16 protein-coding genes are annotated in these 21,014 nt (G+C 65.4%); 7 read left to right on the top strand and 9 right to left on the bottom strand.

Annotation, left to right across the window (positions count from 1 at the left end; all coding sequences use genetic code 11):
* Window positions 1-93 precede the first annotated feature (93 nt).
* Both JYK05_RS26175 and JYK05_RS26170 read left to right on the top strand, forming a co-directional pair.
* The gene (locus JYK05_RS26175; RefSeq protein ID WP_206470722.1) at window positions 94-660 is read left to right on the top strand and encodes a serine O-acetyltransferase; all 567 of its coding nucleotides are present in this window, start codon (window positions 94-96) and stop codon (window positions 658-660) included.
* Between the two features lie 399 nt (window positions 661-1,059).
* On the top strand, window positions 1,060-2,187 hold the full coding sequence (locus tag JYK05_RS26170) for a glycosyltransferase (protein ID WP_175945704.1): 1,128 nt from the start codon (window positions 1,060-1,062) through the stop codon (window positions 2,185-2,187).
* Between the two features lie 19 nt (window positions 2,188-2,206).
* Here the strand turns inward: JYK05_RS26170 and JYK05_RS26165 are convergent, their stop codons facing one another.
* Both JYK05_RS26165 and JYK05_RS26160 read right to left on the bottom strand, forming a co-directional pair.
* Window positions 2,207-3,226, bottom strand: coding sequence for a polysaccharide deacetylase family protein (locus JYK05_RS26165; RefSeq protein WP_206470721.1), 1,020 nt, complete (start codon window positions 3,224-3,226; stop codon window positions 2,207-2,209).
* Window positions 3,227-3,264: 38 nt separating this feature from the next.
* Window positions 3,265-4,452, bottom strand: a complete 1,188-nt coding sequence (locus JYK05_RS26160; RefSeq protein WP_206470720.1) for a hypothetical protein — start codon at window positions 4,450-4,452, stop codon at window positions 3,265-3,267.
* Window positions 4,453-4,698: 246 nt separating this feature from the next.
* Here JYK05_RS26160 and bluB point away from each other — a divergent pair, with 246 nt between their 5' ends.
* Window positions 4,699-5,346, top strand: coding sequence for a 5,6-dimethylbenzimidazole synthase (gene bluB, locus JYK05_RS26155; RefSeq protein WP_206470719.1), 648 nt, complete (start codon window positions 4,699-4,701; stop codon window positions 5,344-5,346).
* 4 nt (window positions 5,347-5,350) lie between these two features.
* Here bluB and JYK05_RS26150 read toward each other — a convergent pair whose 3' ends face one another.
* The 5 genes from JYK05_RS26150 to JYK05_RS26130 form a co-directional block, all read right to left on the bottom strand.
* Window positions 5,351-6,565 carry a YeeE/YedE family protein gene (locus JYK05_RS26150; RefSeq protein WP_206470718.1) on the bottom strand — a complete coding sequence of 405 codons (1,215 nt, stop codon included), beginning with the start codon at window positions 6,563-6,565 and terminating at the stop codon, window positions 5,351-5,353.
* A 110-nt stretch (window positions 6,566-6,675) separates the two neighbouring features.
* Complete coding sequence (locus JYK05_RS26145) at window positions 6,676-7,788, bottom strand: lipocalin-like domain-containing protein (RefSeq protein WP_371826485.1); 1,113 nt, start codon at window positions 7,786-7,788, stop codon at window positions 6,676-6,678.
* Window positions 7,788-10,349 (bottom strand): FtsX-like permease family protein, encoded by a 2,562-nt coding sequence (locus tag JYK05_RS26140; RefSeq protein ID WP_206470717.1) that lies wholly within the window; start codon window positions 10,347-10,349, stop codon window positions 7,788-7,790. The genes JYK05_RS26145 and JYK05_RS26140 overlap by 1 nt, the downstream gene beginning before the upstream one ends.
* Window positions 10,346-11,041 carry an ABC transporter ATP-binding protein gene (locus JYK05_RS26135; RefSeq protein ID WP_175945713.1) on the bottom strand — a complete coding sequence of 232 codons (696 nt, stop codon included), beginning with the start codon at window positions 11,039-11,041 and terminating at the stop codon, window positions 10,346-10,348. Before JYK05_RS26135 ends, JYK05_RS26140 begins: the two co-directional genes overlap by 4 nt.
* Before the next feature lie 261 nt (window positions 11,042-11,302).
* Window positions 11,303-11,953 carry a hypothetical protein gene (locus tag JYK05_RS26130; RefSeq protein WP_206470716.1) on the bottom strand — a complete coding sequence of 217 codons (651 nt, stop codon included), beginning with the start codon at window positions 11,951-11,953 and terminating at the stop codon, window positions 11,303-11,305.
* A gap of 237 nt (window positions 11,954-12,190) precedes the next feature.
* Here JYK05_RS26130 and JYK05_RS26125 point away from each other — a divergent pair, with 237 nt between their 5' ends.
* The 3 genes from JYK05_RS26125 to JYK05_RS26115 all read left to right on the top strand — a co-directional run bounded on the left by JYK05_RS26125 (window position 12,191) and on the right by JYK05_RS26115 (window position 16,362).
* A complete protein-coding gene (locus JYK05_RS26125; protein ID WP_206470715.1) occupies window positions 12,191-13,297 on the top strand; it encodes an NADH:flavin oxidoreductase/NADH oxidase in 1,107 nt (368 codons plus the stop codon).
* Between the two features lie 69 nt (window positions 13,298-13,366).
* A complete protein-coding gene (locus tag JYK05_RS26120) occupies window positions 13,367-13,735 on the top strand; it encodes a hypothetical protein (protein ID WP_206470714.1) in 369 nt (122 codons plus the stop codon).
* A gap of 293 nt (window positions 13,736-14,028) precedes the next feature.
* Window positions 14,029-16,362: a filamentous hemagglutinin N-terminal domain-containing protein gene (locus tag JYK05_RS26115; protein WP_206470713.1), complete on the top strand. Its 2,334-nt coding sequence runs from the start codon at window positions 14,029-14,031 to the stop codon at window positions 16,360-16,362.
* A 54-nt stretch (window positions 16,363-16,416) separates the two neighbouring features.
* On the opposite strand, the gene JYK05_RS26110 is transcribed toward JYK05_RS26115, so the two are convergent.
* Both JYK05_RS26110 and JYK05_RS26105 read right to left on the bottom strand, forming a co-directional pair.
* On the bottom strand, window positions 16,417-18,171 hold the full coding sequence (locus JYK05_RS26110; RefSeq protein WP_206470933.1) for a ShlB/FhaC/HecB family hemolysin secretion/activation protein: 1,755 nt from the start codon (window positions 18,169-18,171) through the stop codon (window positions 16,417-16,419).
* A 249-nt stretch (window positions 18,172-18,420) separates the two neighbouring features.
* A complete protein-coding gene (locus JYK05_RS26105) occupies window positions 18,421-19,590 on the bottom strand; it encodes a zinc-dependent alcohol dehydrogenase (RefSeq protein WP_206470712.1) in 1,170 nt (389 codons plus the stop codon).
* 413 nt (window positions 19,591-20,003) lie between these two features.
* Here JYK05_RS26105 and JYK05_RS26100 point away from each other — a divergent pair, with 413 nt between their 5' ends.
* Window positions 20,004-20,873, top strand: a complete 870-nt coding sequence (locus JYK05_RS26100; protein WP_175945721.1) for a manganese catalase family protein — start codon at window positions 20,004-20,006, stop codon at window positions 20,871-20,873.
* Window positions 20,874-21,014: the final 141 nt, after the last annotated feature.

Here is a 21,014-nt window from a genome sequence, read left to right as displayed (position 1 = left end):
GAGTTCTCACACTTATACGACCGCGCGGCCCCGTTAGGCTACGCGGCAACGCCCGCGAACTCCGCTCCTTCAATCCACACGACGAATTCAGCAATGAAGCCTATCGACCTTATCAGAAGCGATCTTTACCGCTATGCCGGATCGCTCGGTGCCGGCGTGTTCATTCGCAAGTTCGTTTCATCGGAAGGATTTAATTATTCCGTCTGGTTTCGCCTCGCATCCGGGTATTCCCGCGGAATGTCCGGTGTACTCCTCAGGATCATATTGCGCCGCAAACAACGTCAATTCGGCATCATCATTCCGGCCGGAACGCGCATTGGTCCGGGACTGTACATTGGCCATTTCGGCACCATCGTCGTGAATGAAACAGCGGTGATCGGCGCTAACTGCAATCTATCGCAGGGCGTGACCATCGGCTCGAATCACGGACAGGCCGCGACCATTGGGGATAACGTTTATATCGGGCCGAACGTATGCATCGTTGAAAACGTATTGATTGGCAATTCCGTGACCATCGGCGCGGGCAGCGTCGTGACCTCGAATGTACCTTCCAATGTGACGGTTGCGGGCGTGCCGGCTCGCGTGGTCAGCGACGACCTCGCGCGCAAGCGCGAAGGCCGCTACATCGTGCGCCGATGGGTCGCCAAAGACATCGCATGATCGTTCGGTTGTCATGACAACGACATGAGATATGTCGGCAAGGACGCTAAAGCACAAACTAAGGCTTTTGCGGCCCGCCAATTTTGGAGCAATACGCGGTCTAGCTAACATTTCGTCAACGAAAAACCTAGTTACCAAATCGGCTGTCCGCGCGATGATATTCGGACTCCAAAGAGCCTTGCATGCGCGGGAATTCCCTGATTAATCATAAAAAAGGCTTCTTAACAAAACGGGACTTCGGAGCCCTTATTTATCGGTGTTCCTTTTTCGGCCGAACCGGGTCTGTTGCATTTGCTTAAACGTTTGACCTCAGCGCACCGATTCGCGGCGGTCTCACGCAGGTGCAACATGTTCTGAACAGATCGACGTCCGCACTGTTGACAAAATGAGTAAACGACAATGCTGAACCTTGCCCTCGGCTGCTTCACATCGTTTTGTCTGACTCTTCTGATCGTGAAATACACGAGCCATGCGGGATCGAGATGGCTCGACAACGATCTCACGGGAGTGCAGAAGAATCATGCGTTTCCGGTTCCGCGTGTCGGCGGCATCGCAATCATCGGAGGAACGGGTATTACCTTTGTCATGGGCGGCATCTTCGGCGCGAATCCGCGCGGCGAGTCTTTGTTGCTGCTCGCATGCGCGGCGGTGCCGTTCGCGGCCGGCTGCGTGGAAGATCTGACCAAGCGTGTGAGCCCGCGCGCGAGGTTGCTCGCGGCGATGGCCGGCGCGATCGGCGGCGTCTATGCGTTGAACGCGGTGATCGGGCGCGTGGACCTGCCTATCGTCGATCGCGGTCTCGCGCTCATGCCGCTTGCCATCGCGCTGACCGTGCTCACCGTGTCGGGACTCACGAACGCGATCAACTTGATCGACGGCATGAACGGCCTCGCTTCGGTATCGTCCATCCTCATCTTCGGCTCGATAGGCTTTGTCGCGCATCAAGTAGGCGACTGGCTCATCATGAGCGTCGCACTGACGATGATCGGCACGATCCTCGGTTTCGCCGTCTGGAACTATCCGGGCGCCGCGATTTTTCTCGGCGATGGCGGCGCCTATTTCATCGGCTTCGTCATGGCGGAACTGCTCGTACTCCTGATCGCGCGCCACCCGGCGGTTTCGGCGTGGTACGCGGCCGTGGTCGCGATCTATCCGCTCTTCGAAACCGTCTTCTCGATCTATCGGCGCAAGCTGGTGCGCGGGCGGCCGGTCAGCGAGCCGGACGGCGTGCATCTTCATACGCTCGTGTATCGGCGCATTGCGCTGCGTGGCGCCGATTACCGCGATGTGCGGCAGCGCGGACGCCGCAATGCGCGCACGTCGCCTTATCTGTGGGTGCTGTGCTCCGTGGGCGTCGTGCCGGCGTCGTTGTTCTGGAACGAGCCGGTCGTGCTATTCGCCACCGACCTCGTCTTCGTGAGCATCTACGTGTGGTTTTACGCGTGCATCGTCCACTTCAGGACGCCGCGCTTCCTGGTCGGCCCTTCGTCGATCACGCCGGCCACGTCGCAGGAGACGCGGCGCTAGGAGGAACCGAAGCGGCGGCTCAGGTCGCCGCTTCGGAGGTGCTGTACTCGGGCTCGTCCGTCCGATGATGGGCGGCGAGCGCGCACAGTTCTTCCATGTTCATCGACACGAAGCCGTACTTGTCGCGCAGATGCGCGTAGTGGTCCGCGATGCGTTGCAGGAACGCGATGTTCTGCGCCGTGTCGCGCCCGAAGTTGTGCGGATGCCACCACAGGTGATAGAGCCGCTTGTTGATGGCCGCGTAGGTCATCGCGTCGGTGATTCGCTTCAGACGAAGACCGTCTAGCCACGCCGTTTTGCGCTTGTAGGGCCTCAGGAAACTGCTGGCCGGGAAATTGAACGGCATCGCGCGATAGCACTCGTCGAGCGCATACGTGTTGTGGCCGGAGACGTCGATGTAGGCGTCCAGCAGGCGCGTCGCTCGCATGAGCCGGCTCTGCCCTGCCTTGTCGGACGCCGCATAGGCGTGCCCCCGTTGCGTGCCGCGATAGCACAGCACACCGAAGCGGGTAAGCGAAGCGAGGTACGCGTCGTTGCACTGGTTGCGCGGAAACACGATGCTTCGCACGTACACGCCCGTCCGCCGCGCCACTTCCACGGCGCGCGCGAGATCGGCTTCGAATTCGCACACGCCCTGCCCTTCTTCCAGGCAATAGTAGTGCGAGTAGGTATGCGTGCCGATGGCCTGTCCCGGCTGGCGCGCAATGCGCTCGATCAATTCCGGCGCGAAGTGATAAAGCGGATCGAGTTCGCGCGCCGCTTCGATGTACTCATAGGGCGATATGCCGGGCCGCGTATAGCGGGGCCGCGCGTCCGGCAGATTCGCCTTGAGTTCCGCGACATCGCGATGAAACAGGAAACCGACCGTCGCCCACGTCGCGTGAATGCCGCTTGCGCCGAACACGCGCAGCATTTCGGGAATGGCGCGCCGCACGCCGCGCAGGTTTTCTCCGTAACTCTGGATAGTGCGTGTTTCGCGCACGCCCCATAACAACTCGAAGTCGAGAGAAACGGTGAAGACGCCGTGATCGAATGGCATGAATCGGTCTCCCGACAAATATGCGCGGCTATGGTGGATCAACGGCCGGAACGGGCCATGGCGTTTCGGTCGCGCAATGGCGTCGCGGCGGGCGCGTCGGGTACATCGCTTCGAGCATCCGCCGCCGCGATTGCACCCGCGCGCTCGTAAGCCAGCACAAGCGCAATGTTCACGCACAGAATCATGAGAAGACCCACGATCAGCATGCTCAGATTGCGCAACTCATCGTGGAATCCGAACGTGATGAAAAGCGGCACGTTCACGACGAGCGCGATCCATACGTGACGCCGGAATACGAGCGGCAGCTTGCTCCAGCCGGAGCGCAGCAGAACAACGGCAATCACGACGTTGATGACGTTGAAGCCCTTCGACATCACGACGCCATAGTTGTATTCGAAGCGTAGATAGCTCAACGGATGAATCAGAAAGTCGAGATTATGGAATAGATGGAACTGCGCGACATCGCCGCTATTTCCCGCATATTTGAGCTTGATTGCCAGATTGACCGCCGCCGCGATGGCGAGCAACACAGCCTGCACGATCACGGCGCGACGCAAGGAAAGGCGCGCGTGAAGAAACGGAAACAACGTGAGCGTGAAGAAGAGAAACGATTCCTTGTTCAATGTCGCGATGGCCGTGAGCGGAATCAGCCATAACGCTCGGCCGGTCGCCGCAAGCCATACCGCGAGCATCATGAAAAGCAGTTCGGGGAAGTCGTAGAAATAGGCGCCGTCGGTCAAGATCAGCGGGAATATCGCGGCGAGCGCCATGGGCGCGAGCGTGCTGGCGGTTCTGTCCGCCTGCAAGGTCATGCAGACCGCGCGCATCGCGAACATCGCGAGAAAGAGCGCGGTGAACGACATGCCGAAGATCAGGTAATAGCGCAGCGCGTATTGCGGATTACGCGCATCGACGGCGCTCGGGTAAAACCATGTGATCGGATGATGCGTGCGGTTGTCGTCCATCAGAAGCGCGTCGACTTTCGTCTTCAGCTTCTCCGGCATGGCGCGTTCGACGCCGTTCGCCAGCATCGGCAATAACTGGCGATACACGAACGGACGATCGATCGTGCCATCGAGCATGGCGGGCAACGCAAATTCCGGCGTCTGATCGCGGAATTGCCACTTCGTGAAATAGCCGTTGTACGATGCCGCCGCGACCACGTAATACATCACGACGAGCAGCATCCAGCGTACACCGCGGCGCAGAACCGGTTCGTTGAACATGGCGATCTCCAGACGATGTGTCGACCCAGCCCCGCAGCTCGGCACGAGACTGATATCGGTCAGGCGACTGTTCCGGACAGCCTCGCGCATGTTCGCTGATTTTCCTCGCCGCGAAGGTGGGCTACCGCACCGTTATGCAAATGCAAGGCGTACTGAGCGAAGGCACCGCGACGCTTTCGCGAGTGGCGGCCTGTGCGACATCGCGCGATGCGGATAGAGTGGCGCTACTGCAATTTCTTCGAGATCATGGATAACCAGACCTTCAGCGAATCGGAACGCAACGCCGTGTATCGCGCCATTCAGGAGCGCCGCGACATGCGCCATTTCGTGAGCGATCCCGTCGCGCCGGCCGTGATGCAGCGGCTCATCGACGCCGCGTTGCATGCGCCGAGCGTCGGCTTCATGCAGCCCTGGCGCATCGTCCGGATTACATGCCCCGGAATTCGCGCGCAACTTCACGCGGCGGTCGAGCGCGAGCGGCTGCTGACCGCCGATGCGCTCGGCGAGCGGCGCGATGCGTTCATGAAACTGAAGGTGGAGGGCATGCGCGATTGCGCGGAGGTGCTCGTCATGGCGCTGATGGACGGCCGCGAGCGCCATGTGTTCGGCCGCCGGACGCTGCCCGAGATGGATCTCGCGTCGGTGGCCTGCGCCATTCAGAACATGTGGCTCGCGGCGCGCGCCGAAGGCATCGGCATGGGATGGGTGTCGCTTTTCGATCCGCAGGAGATCGCCGACGTGCTCGCGATGCCCGCAGGCGCGCGGCCCGCGGCGATTCTCTGCGTCGGACACGTCGAGCGGTTCTACGACGCGCCGATGCTGGAAACCGAGGGCTGGGCCACGCGCCGGCCCCACGAAGAATGCGTCTTCGAGAACCGGTGGCCGGCGCGTTGACTTCTTAACAGGCTGTCGGCCTGACGCGTTCCACTTCCAGCCCGAAGAGCGGGCGCAGGCGCGTGCCGAGCACGTTGCCGAAGAACGCCGCCACGAGCCACAGCCAGCCGTGCAGGCTGCCCGACACGATGCCGCTGAAGTACGCGCCGATATTGCATCCGTACGCGAGCCGCGCGCCGTAGCCGAGCAGCAGACCGCCGACGATGGCGGCGATCAGCGAGCGCATCGGCACGCGCCAGACCGGCGCGTAGCGGCCCGCGAGCGCGGCGGCGAGCATCGCGCCGAGCACGATGCCGATATCCATCACGGACGTCACATCGTGCGAGACCGGCGCGGCGAGCGTCGCGGCGTTCGGCTTGCTCATCCAGTACGGCCAGCTCGCGACGTCGAAGCCGATGGCGGAGGCCGCCTTCGCGCCCCACAGCGCGAACGCGGACGTGACGCCCCACGGCCGGCCCGACAGCGCGAGCGTCGCGAAGTTGAGCACCGCGAGCGCCAGCGCGCCGGCGAGAAGCGGCCACGGACCATGCAGCCACGGCGACGTGTGCGCGGGCTGCACATGTGCGGCGACGAGCTTGCCGTGCCGGCGCTTTTCGATGACGACCGTCAGCGCGGCGATCAGCGCGAACACGATCCAGTTCACCGCGAGCGCGGGCGCAAGACCCAGCGACTTCACGAGCGAGATGGGCTGCAACGAAGGCAGCGCGGTCCAGAACGGCATATGCGCGGTCGCGATCACCGATCCGACGATGAACGCCGCAAGCGTCACGATCATGCGCCTGCTGCCGCCGCCGACCGTATAGAGCGTGCCGGATGCGCAGCCGCCGCCCAGTTGCATGCCGATACCGAACAGAAACGCGCCCACGATGACCGACGTTCCCGCAGGCGAAACCAGCCCGGTCACGGGCATGCCGAAAAGCGACCCGGCGGCGAGCGCTGGAAAGAACAACGCGACGCCCACGGCCAACATGAGCATTTGCGCGCGCAGGCCGGCGCCACGGCCATCGGCAATGAAAACGCGCCACGCGGACGTGAAGCCGAACGCGGCGTGATAGAGCGCGACGCCGAGCAGCGCGCCGACCACATACAGCGCGGCCTGACGCGCGCCGGCAGTCTGCGCGAGATAGAGCACACCGGCGAGCAGGAGGAGGCCGGCGACGGTCAACGGCTTCGGGTTGATCTCGGTGCGGCGGCGAAGAGGGCTGGCTAAATCGGACATGATGAGTCGAGGCGGTGAATTTGCGTAAACCCCTATATTGTCGGCCTATTTCGGGGTTCTTGCTCGCGGCCGCTCGGTCACCGCTCGGTCACCGCTTCGTCACCGCTTGGTCACCGCTTGCCTGCTTCGGCCTCCTTGCCGTAGCCCGTGAGTTCGAGATAGCCGCGTCCGCCCTTGCCTTCCGCCTGACCTTCGCCCTTCACCGTCACGGCGCCTTCCCAATACACCGCGCCGGTGGATTCGCGCGAGTCGAGTTCCTGATCGTCGATGAGCGGCGCAAGACGCCAGCGCATCGCGCCGACGCGCACCGTCGTCGCGACCGGATAGCGCGTGTTCGTGCGCGGCGAGCGCCACTGGCGTTCCGGCGTGAACTCGACATCGCCAGGGCCGAACTGCATCATGCGGCCATCGCGGTCGCGCAGCGCGGCGTGCGCCCAGACCGCGCGGCCGTCGCGGCTGCGGACCTTGAACGCCATCAGCGCGGAACCGTCGTCGAGGTTCGCGCCGAGCCAGTCCCAGCCGGCGGCGTCGGCGGGTAGCAAGGTGCTCGACCACTCGTGATCCAGCCACGCGCTGCCGTTGACATCGACCGTATCGCCCGTGCCTTTCGCCGAGGGGCGCGTGACGCTTCCCGTCACCTGCAACTGCGGTTCGCTGTAGTAATAGCTCGCTTCTTCCGGCGACGGCCCCTTGCGCGAATAGCCGCCCTCGCCCTGAATCATCGGCGGCTGCGTCGGCGAGAACGTGAGATGCAGCGCGAAGCCGGCGGCATCCGCGCTCACGCTGTAGCGGCCATCGGCTTCGCGGACCATGCGCCATGCGTCGAGCTTGACGTCGGTGTTGCCGTTCGCCGCATATGCGAGCCCAAAGCCCTGCCGCGCGATGTCCTGATCGTGCACGAGCCGCCCGAACGCCGGATCGGAGAGCGCGGCGTGCGCGACGATGACCTGCGACGGATCGAACGCGCCGCCGCCGCCCTTGCCCGTATTCGAGCGAAAGAACGTGATCTGGAAGCCGAGCGGCTTCTTGTCCGGCGTTTGCAGCCAGCCGGTCGCATACCACCACTCCGTGCGGTACGCGGGATGCGCGCCGCTGTCCTGCGGCCAGTCGATCGCCCGGCCCGGCACGACCGCGGCGAACGGCGCATCGGCGGCGAGCGCGCTCGTCGAGAAGCACGCGGCCAGCGCAAGAAGCATCGCGATGAAGGAGCTGAACGAGCGCATCACCAGTCCTCCCGCACGGCGCGCACCGCATCGACCGATACGGCGCGCCGCCCCGCCAGCACCGCCGTCGTGCAGGAAGACACGAGCATCACCACGCCGATGACGACGAGCATCGTCCACGGCACATGCAGCGACATGGTCCAGTGGAACGATTGCGGATTGACCACGAAAACGAGGATCAGGCTGATGGCGAAGCCGAGCACGCAGCCCATGACGATACCGAGCAGCGTCAGCAGGCCGCCTTCGGAGGCGAGCAGCGCGAGGATCTGTTTTCGCGTCACGCCGACATGGCGCAGCATGCCGAATTCGCGCGAGCGCGCGAGCGTCTGGACCGAGAACGTCGCCGCGACGCCGAACAAGCCGATGATGATCGCCACCGCTTCGAGCAGGTACGTCACCGCGAAGCTGCGGTCGAAGATCGTCAGCGTGCGCGAGCGGATGTCGCCGGGCTGCGAGAACTCCAGCGCGTCGCCGAACGGCAGGCTTTGCAGCGCCGCGATGACCTGCCCTGCCCGCACGCCGGGGCGCAGCGTGATGGCCACTTCGGTCGCGCCCATGTCGCCCGTCAGCCGCCGATAGTCCGCGAGCCGCAGTTGCAGCGCGCCCGTCTGCCGCACATAGTCGCGCCAGATGCCCGCCACGACGAAATGTTCGTCCGCGCCGCCGAGCGGCAGTGTCACGCGCTGGCCAGTGCGATAGCCGTACAGATCGGCCATCGCCTCGGACGCCCACACCGGCGTTTCGTCGGCGCGCCACGCTTCGGGCGGCAACGTCGCGCCGGTCATTTGCAGCATCGCGCCGGGGTCGGCGCCGTTGATCTCGCGGGCGATCACCGCGACGGGCGGTTTCGAGGCATCGAGCGTCACCTGCGACGAGCGCGAGAACGCCGCGCGCGCGACGCCGCCCGTGGCCGCGATCTGCGCCTGCTGCTGCGGCGTGAGGCCGCCCGTATCGCCGGTGGATGCGAGCCGCGCATAGACATCGGCGGAAAGCAGATGCTCCAGCCAGTCAACCACCGATATCCGGAAGCTCGCCACCATGATCGCCATTGCGACGATCAGCGTGAAGCTCGACAGCACGCCGCCCATGGCGATCGACGCCTGGCCCGGCGCGTTCGCAAGCCGCGCGAGCGCGAGCGTGCCCACCGCGCTGCGGCTATGGTTGCGGCGCAGCCACGCGTAAGCCGCGCTCGCCGCGCCGAAGACCATCGCCGTGAGCCGCGGCATCAGCGCGATCCCGCCCACCAACAGAAGCGCGACGGCGAGATAGCCCGCGATGGGCGCATCGTCGATAGGCGGCGCCTGCGTGAGCGCCGCGCCCGCGACGAGGCACAGGAGCGCGGGCCACGGCGTCGAAAGCGGCGAGAGCGCGGCTTCCTCGCTGCCCGCTTTCAGCGCCGGCGCAGGGCGCGCGCGAACCGCTTCGAGCGCGGGAACGAACGTGCCCGCGAGCGCGACGCCCAAACCGAGCGCGAGAAAGATCGCGGTCGAGACCGGCTCGAAATGCACGCGCGGCTGCACGCCCGGGAAGTAGCCGCCGCCGAGATCGCTGCCGAAAAAGCGCAGTGCGAGCCCGGCCACCGCAAAGCCGAGCGCGATGCCCAACAGCGCGCCCGCCACGCCGAGCAACGCGCCCTCGGTCATGATCTGCCGCACGAGCTGGCCGCGCGTCATGCCGAGCACGCGCAGCATCGCGAACTGCGCGCGGCGTCGCACGACGCCCGCCGCCTGCGTCGAGAAGACGAGGAACGCGCCGGTGAAAAGCGCAACGAGCGCGAGCACGTTCATGTTGATGCGGTAGGCGCGCGACAGCCTGTCGGTGCGGCTTTCGGTGTCGCGCGTCTCCGCGACGACGAAGCGCGGGCCCAGTTCGTCCTGCAACGCGCGGCGAAACGCTTCGCGATCGACCCCGCGGGCGAGTTGCAGGTCCACGCGCGAGAGCCGCCCCTGCACGCCGAAGCGCGACTGCACGGCGGCGATATCCATCACGCCGATACGCTGACCCGGCAACGCCCGCACGATGCCGCCCGCCACGCGCAAGCGCACCGGCGACGTGCCGTTCTGCAAATCGACGTCCGCGCCGACGCGCGTGTTCAGCCATTGCTGCGCGGCGGTCGACAGAAAGATGGCGTCGTCCGACAAGACGTCGAGCGGCGTCTGCGGCGACGGCACGCCGGTCAGATCGGGCGCGATGCGCTTTGCGCGAAACACGTCGATGCCGAGCACCTTGAGCGGCGCGCTCTGCTTCGGCACCGCGACATCGAGTTCCAGCACGGGGCTCGCCACGACGACGCCCCGGCGCATGGCGAGCATCGGATAAAGGCGCTCATCGATGAACTGTTGCGCGCCGCGCACCTGCAAGTCCGCCTGCCCCGACAGACTGCGCGCGGCGGCGGAGAATTCGTTGAAGGCCGCGCTGTTGATGAGTTGCACCGCGTAACCGAGCCCGACGCCGAGCGCGATCGTCAGCACGGCGACGAGCGCCCGCCCGCGATGACTGCGCCATTGAGCGCCCAGCAGCCAGCGCGCGAGCATGCGATGACCGGCGGCACGCGCCGTCATCGCGCGCGCGACTCGTTGAACGCCGCAAGGGACGCGGCTTCGTGCAGCGTGCCGTCGGCGAGGATCAGCACACGGTCGGCGAATGCGGCGGCAGCTTCGGAATGCGTGACCATGATCACGGCCGCGCCGGTCGCTTTCGTTTCAGCGTGAAAGAGGCCGAGGATTTCGTGCGCGGTTTGCGGATCGAGATTGCCGGTCGGTTCGTCCGCAAGTATCAGCCGCGGGCGATGCACCAGCGCCCGCGCGATGGCCACGCGCTGAAGTTCGCCGCCGGAAAGCTGGCGCGGCAGATCGTTCTGACGATTGAAGAGACCGACGGCGGCGAGCATGCCGTGGGCGGGCGTGGTCGGCAGGCCGTTCAGGAGCAGCGGCACAGCGACGTTCTGCACCAGCGTGAGATGCGGCAACACGTGGAACGCCTGAAACACGAAGCCGAGCTTTTCGCGACGCGTTTTGGTGGCGGCTTCGTCGCTCATCGCGGAGATGGGCACGCCGTCGATCAGAATCTCGCCGCTGTCGGGGGCGTCGAGGCCCGCGATCAGATTGAGCAGCGTGGATTTCCCCACGCCCGAGTCGCCCATGATCGCGATGAATTCGCTCGCGCCGAGCGTGAAGTCCAGCCCTGCAAGAATGGTTCTGCCGGGACCATAGGTTTTGTGAAGGCGGCGGCATTCCAGGGCGGGGCGTGTCATAGGCAAGCGCGCTCAGTATCCTCGGGTGACGAGTATTATGCCTAAGGTGTTTCTTCCGATGTGAAAGCTCGTTCGCGTTGCTCATTCGACTGATGTTTCGGCGGCCATCGGAATGTTGGATGGCGTCGTGTCATGCCGCGACCCCAATAATGGGGCGTTCGTTAGGAATGCTTGGCTTTTTTGGCGAGATTCGAAGACACCGCACTTTAATTCGATGTGCGAACGATCGAGCGAGGACCGCGACTAGCGCCATTCGCGCCCTCACTGCGCCGGCTTCGCCGCATCGGCTTCGGCCGGCTTATCCCAGCCGAACGCCTGCACATCCGTCACCGCGCCGCCGACCGCCACGACGCCGCGGATCTCGCCGGGCATCGGCAGCACCACTCCATGCCACGATGCATCCGCGCCGCTCTCCCCGCGTTCGGCGCGCGTCTTCGCGATGCGCGCTGCATCCGCGAGCGCATCGACCGCGAGGCCGACCCCGACGCTCGCCGCGCCCAGCGCGATCACGATCCAGATGCCCGAATACGCGACATCGACGTGAACGCTGCGCTTGCCGCGCGGGTCGGTGGCGATGATGCGCTCGTCCGGGCCGTCCTCGACCTGAACTTCTTGCGGACGGCAATCGAACATCTGCGAGACGACGAGCCGCAGCGTCGCGCGGGCCACGCCGAAACGCCGCCCGATGGCCGAATGCGGATGCAGCCGCGCGCGCCTGCGCTCCGCGACACTCAGCCAACTCCCGACATTCGACGCCGACGCGAAGCGGAATTCGCTCGTGACAAGCCAGACGCACAACTCGCCGCTCGCGGGCGGCCGGTCAACGGCGCGCGATTTCGCGAGGTCGTGATAACGCCACGCGGCGTCATTGGCCAGTTTCAGCGGGAACGACGTGCAGACGCCCTGCATCATGCACAAAGGCTCAGTCGAAGGGCGAAGGAATGCGGCATGGCGGCGACCTCTCAGGTTGTTTTTGTGGGGCGCCCGCCGGGCGGGCCAACCTGCATTTTCCGGAACGGTTCCTTAACAAACGCTTATGAGATGGCCTTCATTCAGCATGCAATGATATGCAGTTGGCGCGCATGGCACCCGCATGCCGGAATATTGATTGCTGCCCTCTCCGACCACCTGTCATTCCGGAGACTCCCTATGCCACAAGCCGCTCTGTTCACTCCCACGCGCGTGCGCAACCTCGAACTGGCGAACCGCATCGTCATTGCACCGATGTGCCAGTACTCGGCCGAAGACGGCTGCATGAACGAATGGCATCTGATCCATCTCGGCCAGCTCGCGTTGTCGGGCGCGGCGCTGCTCACTATCGAGGCGACCGCCGTGCTGCCCGAAGGCCGCATCACGTGGGCCGATGTCGGCCTATGGAATGACGAAACCGAAGCCGCCCTCGAACGCACGCTGAAGGGCATTCGCCGCTGGTCCGACATGCCGATCGCCATCCAGTTGAGCCACGCGGGCCGCAAGGCATCGACGGAAGTGCCGTGGGAAGGCGGCGCGCAGCTCCCGCCCGACGACGCGCATGGCTGGCAGACCGAAGCGCCTTCGTCCGTGCCGTTCGAAGAGAGCGAAACGCCGCCCGTCGCGCTGGATCGCGCGGGGCTCGAGCGCATCCGCGATGCCTTCGCCGCTTCGGCGAAACGCGCCGCGCGACTCGGCATCGACCTCATTCAGATTCACGCGGCGCACGGTTATCTGCTGCATCAGTTTCTGTCGCCGCTTTCGAACCGGCGCGACGACGAATATGGCGGCTCGCTCGAAAACCGCATGCGCTTTCCGCTCGAAGTCTTCGACGCCGTGCGCGGCGCCTTCCCCGAGGACCGGCCGGTGACGGTTCGCGTGTCCGGCACGGACTGGGTGGAAGGCGGCTGGGATATCGAACAGACCATCGCCTTCGCGCGCGCACTGGAGGCGCGCGGCTGCGATTCGATCCACGTGTCGAGCGGCGGCCTGCACCCGGCGCAAAAGATTCCCGTCGGTCCCAGCTATCAGGTGCCGCTTGCGCGCGCGGTCAAGGGCGCGGTGAAGATGCCGGTCGTCGCGGTCGGGCTCATCACCGGCATCGAGCAGGCGGAGAGCATCATCGGAACGGGCGACGCGGACATGATCGCGCTCGCCCGCACCGCGCTCTACGACCCGCGCTGGCCGTGGCACGCGGCGGCGCAACTGGGCGCGCACGTGCGCGCGCCAAAGCAGTATCTGCGCTCGCAGCCGCATCAATATAGGGACTTGTTCGAAGAGGACTGAGGCCCCGCGCGAACGTCGCGGCGTGCTATCTTCAAGCCGTCGCGCGTCGCCGCGTCATGTGGTGCGATCATGAGTCAAGTCCGCTATCCGCTCGGACCCGACGACCGGGTGCATCTTCTCTGCTGGCTCACATGCGGCTTTCTCGGCGCGTACTATCTCGAAGGCGCGTGGCCCGAACCGTCGTTTCAGGTGCGCGCGGCGCATCGCTGGCTGGACAATCACAACCGCGCCGCCGACTGGATTGAGACCGCGAAGCTCTCCGTCACCGCGCAGGCGCTCGCGTCGCGCTTCTGTCCGCTGCTCGATACCGAAGCCGGACGCAGCGCTATCGAAAAGATCATCGAAGGCGACGATCTCGACTACGAGAGCGAACTCGTTCAGCGCATTTTCCACGCCTGCGTCGTCCAACTGACGGACCGGCGGCGGCCCTCGCGCTAAGGTCGCGCACCCCCCGCGCGCGGCGTTGTATTCGTCCGACAGAACGCCCTTCTTCCCACGCTTATTTCACTTGACAAGCCGGTTGCCCGCGCCTTGCAGCAAGCCTTCGGCCGCGCGGTTTTTTTCTGCGGCGCGAATGTGCGGTAGCACACACTTCGGCGCTCGGGCGCGTTGCTAAATTCGTGCCGCCTGCTCGCACATCGATGTTCGCCCTCTCGCTAGCCGATGACGGCGCGGCTACACCGTCAGCGGCCAAAAGACGACAAAACAAATCGACACAGCCCGGAGGGTGTATGCAGCGCAGCATCGGTTCTTTCAGTCGCGCCTCGCGGCTTCGGCCGCTTTCGGCCATCGTGCCGCTTATCGTCGGTCTTCACTGCGCGCACGCCGCGCCCCCGCTTCCGAGCGGCGGCCAGTTCGCCGTGGGCAGCGGCTCGATCACCGGCGGCGGCCGGTCGCTCGTGATCGACCAGACTTCGCCGCGCGGCGTGATCGACTGGAAGAGCTTTTCCATTGGCAGCGGCCGGCAGGTCACGTTCAACAACGGCAACGGCGCGACGCTCAATCGCGTGACGGGCGGCGATCCGTCCACCATTCTCGGCCAGCTCACCGCGAGCGGCAGCGTGTATCTCATCAACCCGCAAGGCGTGGTGATCGGGCCGGGCGGCGTAATCGCGACGGGCGGGCGCTTCGTCGCGTCGTCGCTGAACGTGAGCGATGCGGCCTTCATGAAGGGCGGCGATCTCACCTTTTCCGGCGACGGCCGCGGCGTCGTCGTGAATCTCGGCAAGATCGGATCGAGCGGCGGCGATGTCTTCCTCGTCTCGCGCACGGCCGCAGTGAACGCCGGCTCCATCGACGCGCCCAAGGGCAGCGCCGAACTGGCGGCGGGCGCGCAAGTGCTGCTGCACGATTCGTCGAGCGGCCAGCAGATTTTCGTGCAGACGGGCAGCCACGGCACGGTCGCGAACGCGGGCGTGATCCACGCGGCGCAAGCGAGCCTTCAGGCCGCCGACGGCAACGTCTACGCGCTCGCGGGCAACAACGCGGCGATCCGCGCGACCGGCACCGCGAAGCGCGACGGCCACGTGTGGCTCGTCGCCGACCAGGGCGCGGTGCATGCGGCGGGAACCCTCGCCGCGACGAATGCGAACGGCAGCGGCGGCACGGTCGAAACCCGCGCGGCCACGCTCGACGTCGCGAACGCAAACGTTGTCGCTGGCGAGTGGTCGCTCTCGTCGCCGACGCTCGCCATCGACAGCGCCACCGGGAACGCGTTGTCGCGCAGCCTCGCAAACGGCACGTCCGTGAATGCGCAGTCCGGCGGCGATCTGACCGTGAACGGCAACGTGCAATGGAACGGCAACGCGTCGTTGACGCTCGGCGCAGGGCATGGCGTCACGGTAGCGCAGACATCAACTATCGCGAACACGGGCGGCGGCAATCTCACCCTGCGCGCCGATGCGAAAGGCGTCGACAATGGCGGCAGCGTGATCAATCGCGGCAAGATCGACTGGTCGGGCAGCACGGGCATTGTGAGCGCGCTCTACGACATGAACGGCAGCTACGCGCCCGGCACGCTGCTCACGCACGCCGGCTGGACGGCCGCGCCGTATAGCGGCGTCGTCACGCAGATCACAGCGTACAAGCTCGTCAACACGCTCGCCGATCTCGGCCGCGTCTCGGAGAACCTCGCGGGCAACTATGCGCTCGGCAAGGACATCGACGCGAGCGCGACCGCGTATCCCAACTTCTTTACGCCGATCGGCGCGACGCCCGACACGCCGTTCACCGGCCAGTTCGACGGCTTCGGCCACACCATCGACCGGCTCGCGTCCAGTGATTCTTCGTCGTCGGGATACGTCGGCATGTTCGGGGTGATCGGCGCGAGCGGCGTCGTGCGCGACATCAAGCTGACGAACGCCAGCGTCGGCGGCGGCGCGCCCGGAACCTACGGTCTGCTCGCCGCGCAGAACAACGGCCTGATCACGTATGCCTCGACCTCGGGCGACGTGTCGTACGGCGGCTTCGGCGGCGGAGGAAACGGCGGGCTCGTCGGCGCGAACAACGGCCGCATCGAGCGTTCGTCGAGCAGCGCGACGGTCGGCTATCAGGGCCCGTCCGGCGGCCTCGTGGGCGTGAATACCGGGACCATCGCGCAGTCGTATGCGACCGGCGACGTCAGCGGCGGCTCGCATGCATCGGTGGGCGGGCTCGTCGCGTTCAATACCGGCACGATCACGCAGTCCTACGCGACCGGCAGCACGGGCGGCCAGACCGGCGACGGCGGACTGGTCTACGACAACGGCAGCACGGGCGTCATCAACGAATCGTTCGCGGTCGGTCAGGTCGGCGGCGGCGGACCTCCGTTTGCCGTGTACGGCGGCATCGCGGCGATGAACGAAGGCGTGATCAACAACGTCTACTGGAACCGCGACACGACGACGTTCACGAATGCCGTGGGCGCGAACAACGGCACCGCGCCGGGCGACGCGAACGGACTCTCGAGCGCGCAAATGCGCGTGCCGGGCAACTTCGCGTCGTGGAACTTCAACGCGGGCGGCGCGTGGACGCTGCCTGCAGACGCGACGCACCCGGTCCTCAGCTGGCAGCAGGCGCGCCCCTGAGGCGTCTAGCACGAAGCGCGAGGGGCGGGCAGCCGCCCGCCCTTCAATTTCCGATCAACTTCCGATCACGACGAACACTTCGCCGAGCGGCGCCTTCGATCCGTTCGGCACCACCGCTTTCAGCGGGAACCCGAACGTTCCTCGCACGCTGACGAAACGCCCCATCTGAGAGCGAATGCCCGCGCCGACGCTCGCGAGCGATGCGTTGTTGACCTCGCCCGCTTCGGGAATGCGGTTCCACACGTGTCCGGCATCGAAGAAGACGAACGGCTGCAACGCCGCGACGCCCAGCGTGAACGCGGGCGCGCGCATTTCCGTCTGTACGTTCCAGCCGCGATCGCCTTGCGCCGCATACGGCTCGTAGCCGCGCACGGTCGCATCGCCGCCTAGCCCGAGTTCTTCGCTCGGCAAAAGCGTGTTGCCGGTCCACTGAAATAGCCCTCGCGCGGACACCGAAAATCCCGACGCCCCCAGCGCCGACTCATGCTGTCCCGACAGTTGCACGTACTGATAACGCGGCGTCGCGCCGAGCCGCGCGGCATCGAAGGCGGCTTCGTTGTTGCTGCTGTCGAGACGGCCGGGACTCGCAAAGAGCGACGCGTTCAGATGCGTGCCGCCCGCCGGGTCGCTGTTCGTGAGATCGTAGGCAAGCACGAACTGGTGGATATGCGTGTTCGCGTTGAACACCTGAAAGCCGCCGAATTCGAGGTCGTTGTTCGAGCGCTTGAAGTCATAGCCGAACTGAATCTGCTGCTGCCACGCGCCCGCGTTGTCGAGCGGCGGAAGCAGGCGGTCGTAGCGAAAGCTCAACTGCGAACTAATGCCGGTCTGTCCGTAACTGTCTGGCAGGCGCGGCGTGCTTTGCGCGAATACGCCGAACAGTTCGATGCGATCGAGCCACGGCAGCGGCGCGAAGAAGTTGAATGAGTGCGCAATGAAGCGCGCGCGGTCGGGCCGTCCTTCGATGTCCGGATTGCCCGAAAAGAGGTCGTTGCTGGCCGTCGCCTGATAGCCGATGCGCGCGTCGATGCCGAACAGGTTGCCGTAGTCGAAGCCCGCGAGAAACCGGTCGCGTCCCAGATCGCGCACACCGTCGTTGTTGTAGCCGCCGTAGAGGCGCAGTGGCAGGCGGTCTTCCGTTTGCAACACGACGTCGGTCGTGTTCTGCGCCTCGCCCGGCGCATAGATCACGTCGACGCGGCGATACGGATTCGCGTTGAGCAGCGCGAGTCCCGCTGCCACATCGGCTTCGTGGATCGGCTCGCCGCTCGCAAGCGGCATCTCGCGCGTGAGCAGCGCATCGGAGAAATAGCGGTTGCCCTTCGCCATCACGCGCCCCGCGCGGAACTCGGCGACCGCGACGGTCACCACGCCGTCGCTCACGTCCTGCTCGGGCACGTAGACATCGACGAGCGGCTGTCCCGCGTCGCGATATCGCTGCACGACCGCGCGGCGGATCTGCGCGAGACGCGCGAAGGTAAGCGGCTTGCCGAGATCGGCGGCGAAGGTGTCGAGAAAGGCGGCGTCGACGAGCGGAAGGTCCGTGGACGTGATCGCGCCCTGCGCGGCGGACTGCGCGGCGGATCGGCGATGGCCCGATGCGGCCTCGCCTGCGCGCGCGAACGCAATGCCGCGCAAGTCTTCGATCGCGACGGCATGCGACTCGTCGGCCGGCTGCTGCGGCGGCTGTGGCGCGCGCGGGCGCTCGGCGGCGGGCGGCGCGATCGGCGCGACATCGCGATAAGCCTGCGCGGCGGCATCGCCGATATGCGCGCACAGCGCCGCCACCGCGACGGCCAACGCGCGCATCGGCGGGAAAAGACGCGTCATGCGCCGCGAATGCGCATGGCCGAACTCTCGACGCGGCGGGCAGGCGAGCCGCGCCGCGCATTGTCAGCGTGTGTCACGCCGCCTCCGATGCTGTCCGTTGCTGGGCCGCCGACTATATATCGGCGGCGGTCCGGCCCGCCAGCCTGCGTCCGGCGTGAATGTGCGAAAGCGCACGGTAAGCAGACGAATCGCTCGCAGCCGCTGACGCGCGCGCAACGCATCACGCGCTCACGGCTTCAGCACGACCTTGATGCAGCCGTCTTCCTTGTCGCGGAACGTCTTGTACATGCCCGGGCCGTCCGCGAGCGACACCGTGTGCGTGATGACGAACGACGGGTCGATCTGTCCGTCCTGTATGCGCTTGAGCAAGTCGTCCGTCCAGCGGTTCACGTGCGTCTGCCCCATGCGCCACGTCAGTCCCTTGTTCATCGCGGCGCCGAACGGAATCTTGTCGATGAGTCCCCCGTATACGCCCGGCACCGACAGCGTGCCCGCCGGACGGCACACGTAGATCATCTCGCGCAGCACGTGCGGGCGGTCCGTCTCCAGCATCACGGCCTGCTTCGCGCGGTCGTACATGGCATCGACGGAACGCGTCGCGTGCGATTCCATGCCCACTGCGTCGATGCACTTCTCCGGACCCTTGCCCTGCGTGAGTTCGCCCAGACGTTCCAGCACGCTTTCTTCCTTGAAATTGATGACGGTCGCGCCGCCCGCGCGCGCCATCGCGAGGCGCTCGGGAATATAGTCGATCGCGATCACCTGCTTTGCGCCGAGCAGCACCGCGCTGCGAATCGCCATCTGGCCGACCGGGCCCGCGCCCCAGATCGCGACCGTGTCCGTCGGCTCGATATCGCATTGCACGGCGGCCTGCCAGCCGGTCGGGAAGATGTCGCCGAGAAAGAGCACTTGCTCGTCGGTCAGGCCGTCCGGAATCTTGACGTGCGTCTTGTCCGCAAACGGCACGCGCACGTATTCGGCTTGTCCGCCGGGATAGCCGCCCGTCAGGTGCGTGTAACCGAAGAGGCCCGCTGTCGTGTGGCCGAACACTTTGTCCGCGACATCCTTGTTGCGATTGCTGCGTTCGCACACCGAAAAATTGCCGCGCTTGCACTGATCGCACTCGCCGCAAACGATCGTGAACGGCACGACGATGCGATCGCCCTTTTTGAGCGCGCTGTTGCCCGAGCCGACTTCGACCACTTCACCCATGAACTCGTGGCCCATGATGTCGCCGGATTCCATGCCAGGCATGAAGCCGTCGAAGAGATGCAGGTCCGAACCGCAGATTGCGCACGTCGATACCTTGATGATGGCATCGCGCGGGTGCTCGATGACCGGGTCCGGGACTGTCTCGTAGCGGATGTCTTTCTTGCCTTGCCAAATCAGCGCCTTCATTGTTTGCCTCCAGCGGGAGTGAAAGGTCGGAACGCGTGTCGAATCACTGAGTAGCAAGAGCGTCGACCGCAACGCAAGTGCAGCAACGCGTGTTCCGCGTGACCAGCCGCCAGGATGTCCATGACGAGCTTGCGTCATCGCATACAGCACGTAAGCAATGCAATAACGCTACTCGCGCGGACGGGCCCGCGCATCGAGCGGCGACCTGCCCCAGGCTTGGGAAACGACCGCGCGAACCGCGCCGCGCGTCGCCCCTATCGACGCGATTGGAAAAATCCAACGGCTCAGCGCGCCGTGGGAATACCCACTGCTATTCACTCGATGCGCCCATCCGGTTCTAGCGCTGGACGCTCGATGGCGCTTCCCCGCATCGCTTGTTTGGACCTCTCGCACTTTCATCGAAGGAGCCTGCCATGTTCATCCACAACAAACGTCTGCAGTACACGGTGCGCGTTGCCGCGCCCAATCCCGGCCTCGCCAATCTGCTTCTCGAGCAGTTCGGCGGCCCGCAAGGCGAGCTTGCCGCCGCCATGCGCTACTTCACGCAAGCGGTTACCGAAGACGATCCGGGCCGCAAGGACATGCTCTTCGATATTGCGACCGAAGAGATGAGCCACCTCGAAGTGATCGGCAGCATCGTCGCGATGCTGAACAAGGGCGCGAAGGGCGCGCTGGCCGAAGCGGTGGAGCAGGAAGCCGAGCTGTATCGCTCGATGACGGGCAACGGCAACGATTCGCACACGACCGCGATCCTGTACGGCGCGGGCACGCCGCTGACGAACTCGGCGGGTTATCCGTGGACAGCGGCGTATATCGACACGATCGGCGAGCCGACGGCTGACTTGCGCTCGAACATTGCGGCCGAAGCGCGCGCGAAGATCGTCTATGAGCGCCTCATCAACGTCACGGACGATCCCGGCATCAAGGACGCGCTCGGCTTTCTGATGACGCGCGAAATCGCACATCAGAAGTCGTTCGAGAAGGCGCTGCATTCGATCCAGCCGAACTTCCCGCAAGGCAAGCTGCCGGGCGTGCCGGAGTTCACGAGCGTGTACTTCAACATGTCGAAGGGCGACGACGCACGCGGCCCGTGGAACGAAGGCGGCGACTGGAAGTTCGTCGAAGATCCGCAACCCGCAGTCGATGGTGGCGACGGCACCGCGAGCGTGACCGTGAGCGAGATGGAGAAGGACGCGCTCACCACGATGGCAACGCGCACTGCGTCCGACCCCGCCGCCGACCCGGTGACCGGCGCGGACCTGGGCTCGGGCAAGGCAGTCTGACGCGCGCATCGCGCGACAGCGCCGCAAGAACAAACGGCCGCGATCGTCATGATCGCGGCCGTTTGTGTTGGTGAAGCGTTGGTGAAGCGTTGGTGAAGCGTTGGTGAAGCGTTGGTGAAGCGTTGGTGAAGCGTTGGTGAA

The sequence above is a fragment of the Caballeronia sp. M1242 genome, from assembly GCF_017220215.1.
Lineage (GTDB): Bacteria > Pseudomonadota > Gammaproteobacteria > Burkholderiales > Burkholderiaceae > Caballeronia.
The sequence above is the reverse complement of the archived record's forward strand: the minus strand, read 5'-3'. Positions and strand labels throughout refer to the sequence as shown.

Excerpts from the sequence above, each read along its gene's own strand:
- JYK05_RS26175 (WP_206470722.1), top strand. The coding sequence starts at position 94 with ATGAAGCCTATCGACCTTATCAGAAGCGATCTTTACCGCTATGCCGGA.
- JYK05_RS26170 (WP_175945704.1), top strand. The coding sequence starts at position 1,060 with ATGCTGAACCTTGCCCTCGGCTGCTTCACATCGTTTTGTCTGACTCTT.
- JYK05_RS26165 (WP_206470721.1), bottom strand. The coding sequence starts at position 3,226 with ATGCCATTCGATCACGGCGTCTTCACCGTTTCTCTCGACTTCGAGTTG.
- JYK05_RS26160 (WP_206470720.1), bottom strand. The coding sequence starts at position 4,452 with ATGTTCAACGAACCGGTTCTGCGCCGCGGTGTACGCTGGATGCTGCTC.
- bluB (WP_206470719.1), top strand. The coding sequence starts at position 4,699 with ATGGATAACCAGACCTTCAGCGAATCGGAACGCAACGCCGTGTATCGC.
- JYK05_RS26150 (WP_206470718.1), bottom strand. The coding sequence starts at position 6,565 with ATGTCCGATTTAGCCAGCCCTCTTCGCCGCCGCACCGAGATCAACCCG.
- JYK05_RS26145 (WP_371826485.1), bottom strand. The coding sequence starts at position 7,788 with ATGCGCTCGTTCAGCTCCTTCATCGCGATGCTTCTTGCGCTGGCCGCG.
- JYK05_RS26140 (WP_206470717.1), bottom strand. The coding sequence starts at position 10,349 with ATGACGGCGCGTGCCGCCGGTCATCGCATGCTCGCGCGCTGGCTGCTG.
- JYK05_RS26135 (WP_175945713.1), bottom strand. The coding sequence starts at position 11,041 with ATGACACGCCCCGCCCTGGAATGCCGCCGCCTTCACAAAACCTATGGT.
- JYK05_RS26130 (WP_206470716.1), bottom strand. The coding sequence starts at position 11,953 with ATGATGCAGGGCGTCTGCACGTCGTTCCCGCTGAAACTGGCCAATGAC.
- JYK05_RS26125 (WP_206470715.1), top strand. The coding sequence starts at position 12,191 with ATGCCACAAGCCGCTCTGTTCACTCCCACGCGCGTGCGCAACCTCGAA.
- JYK05_RS26120 (WP_206470714.1), top strand. The coding sequence starts at position 13,367 with ATGAGTCAAGTCCGCTATCCGCTCGGACCCGACGACCGGGTGCATCTT.
- JYK05_RS26115 (WP_206470713.1), top strand. The coding sequence starts at position 14,029 with ATGCAGCGCAGCATCGGTTCTTTCAGTCGCGCCTCGCGGCTTCGGCCG.
- JYK05_RS26110 (WP_206470933.1), bottom strand. The coding sequence starts at position 18,171 with ATGCGCGCGTTGGCCGTCGCGGTGGCGGCGCTGTGCGCGCATATCGGC.
- JYK05_RS26105 (WP_206470712.1), bottom strand. The coding sequence starts at position 19,590 with ATGAAGGCGCTGATTTGGCAAGGCAAGAAAGACATCCGCTACGAGACA.
- JYK05_RS26100 (WP_175945721.1), top strand. The coding sequence starts at position 20,004 with ATGTTCATCCACAACAAACGTCTGCAGTACACGGTGCGCGTTGCCGCG.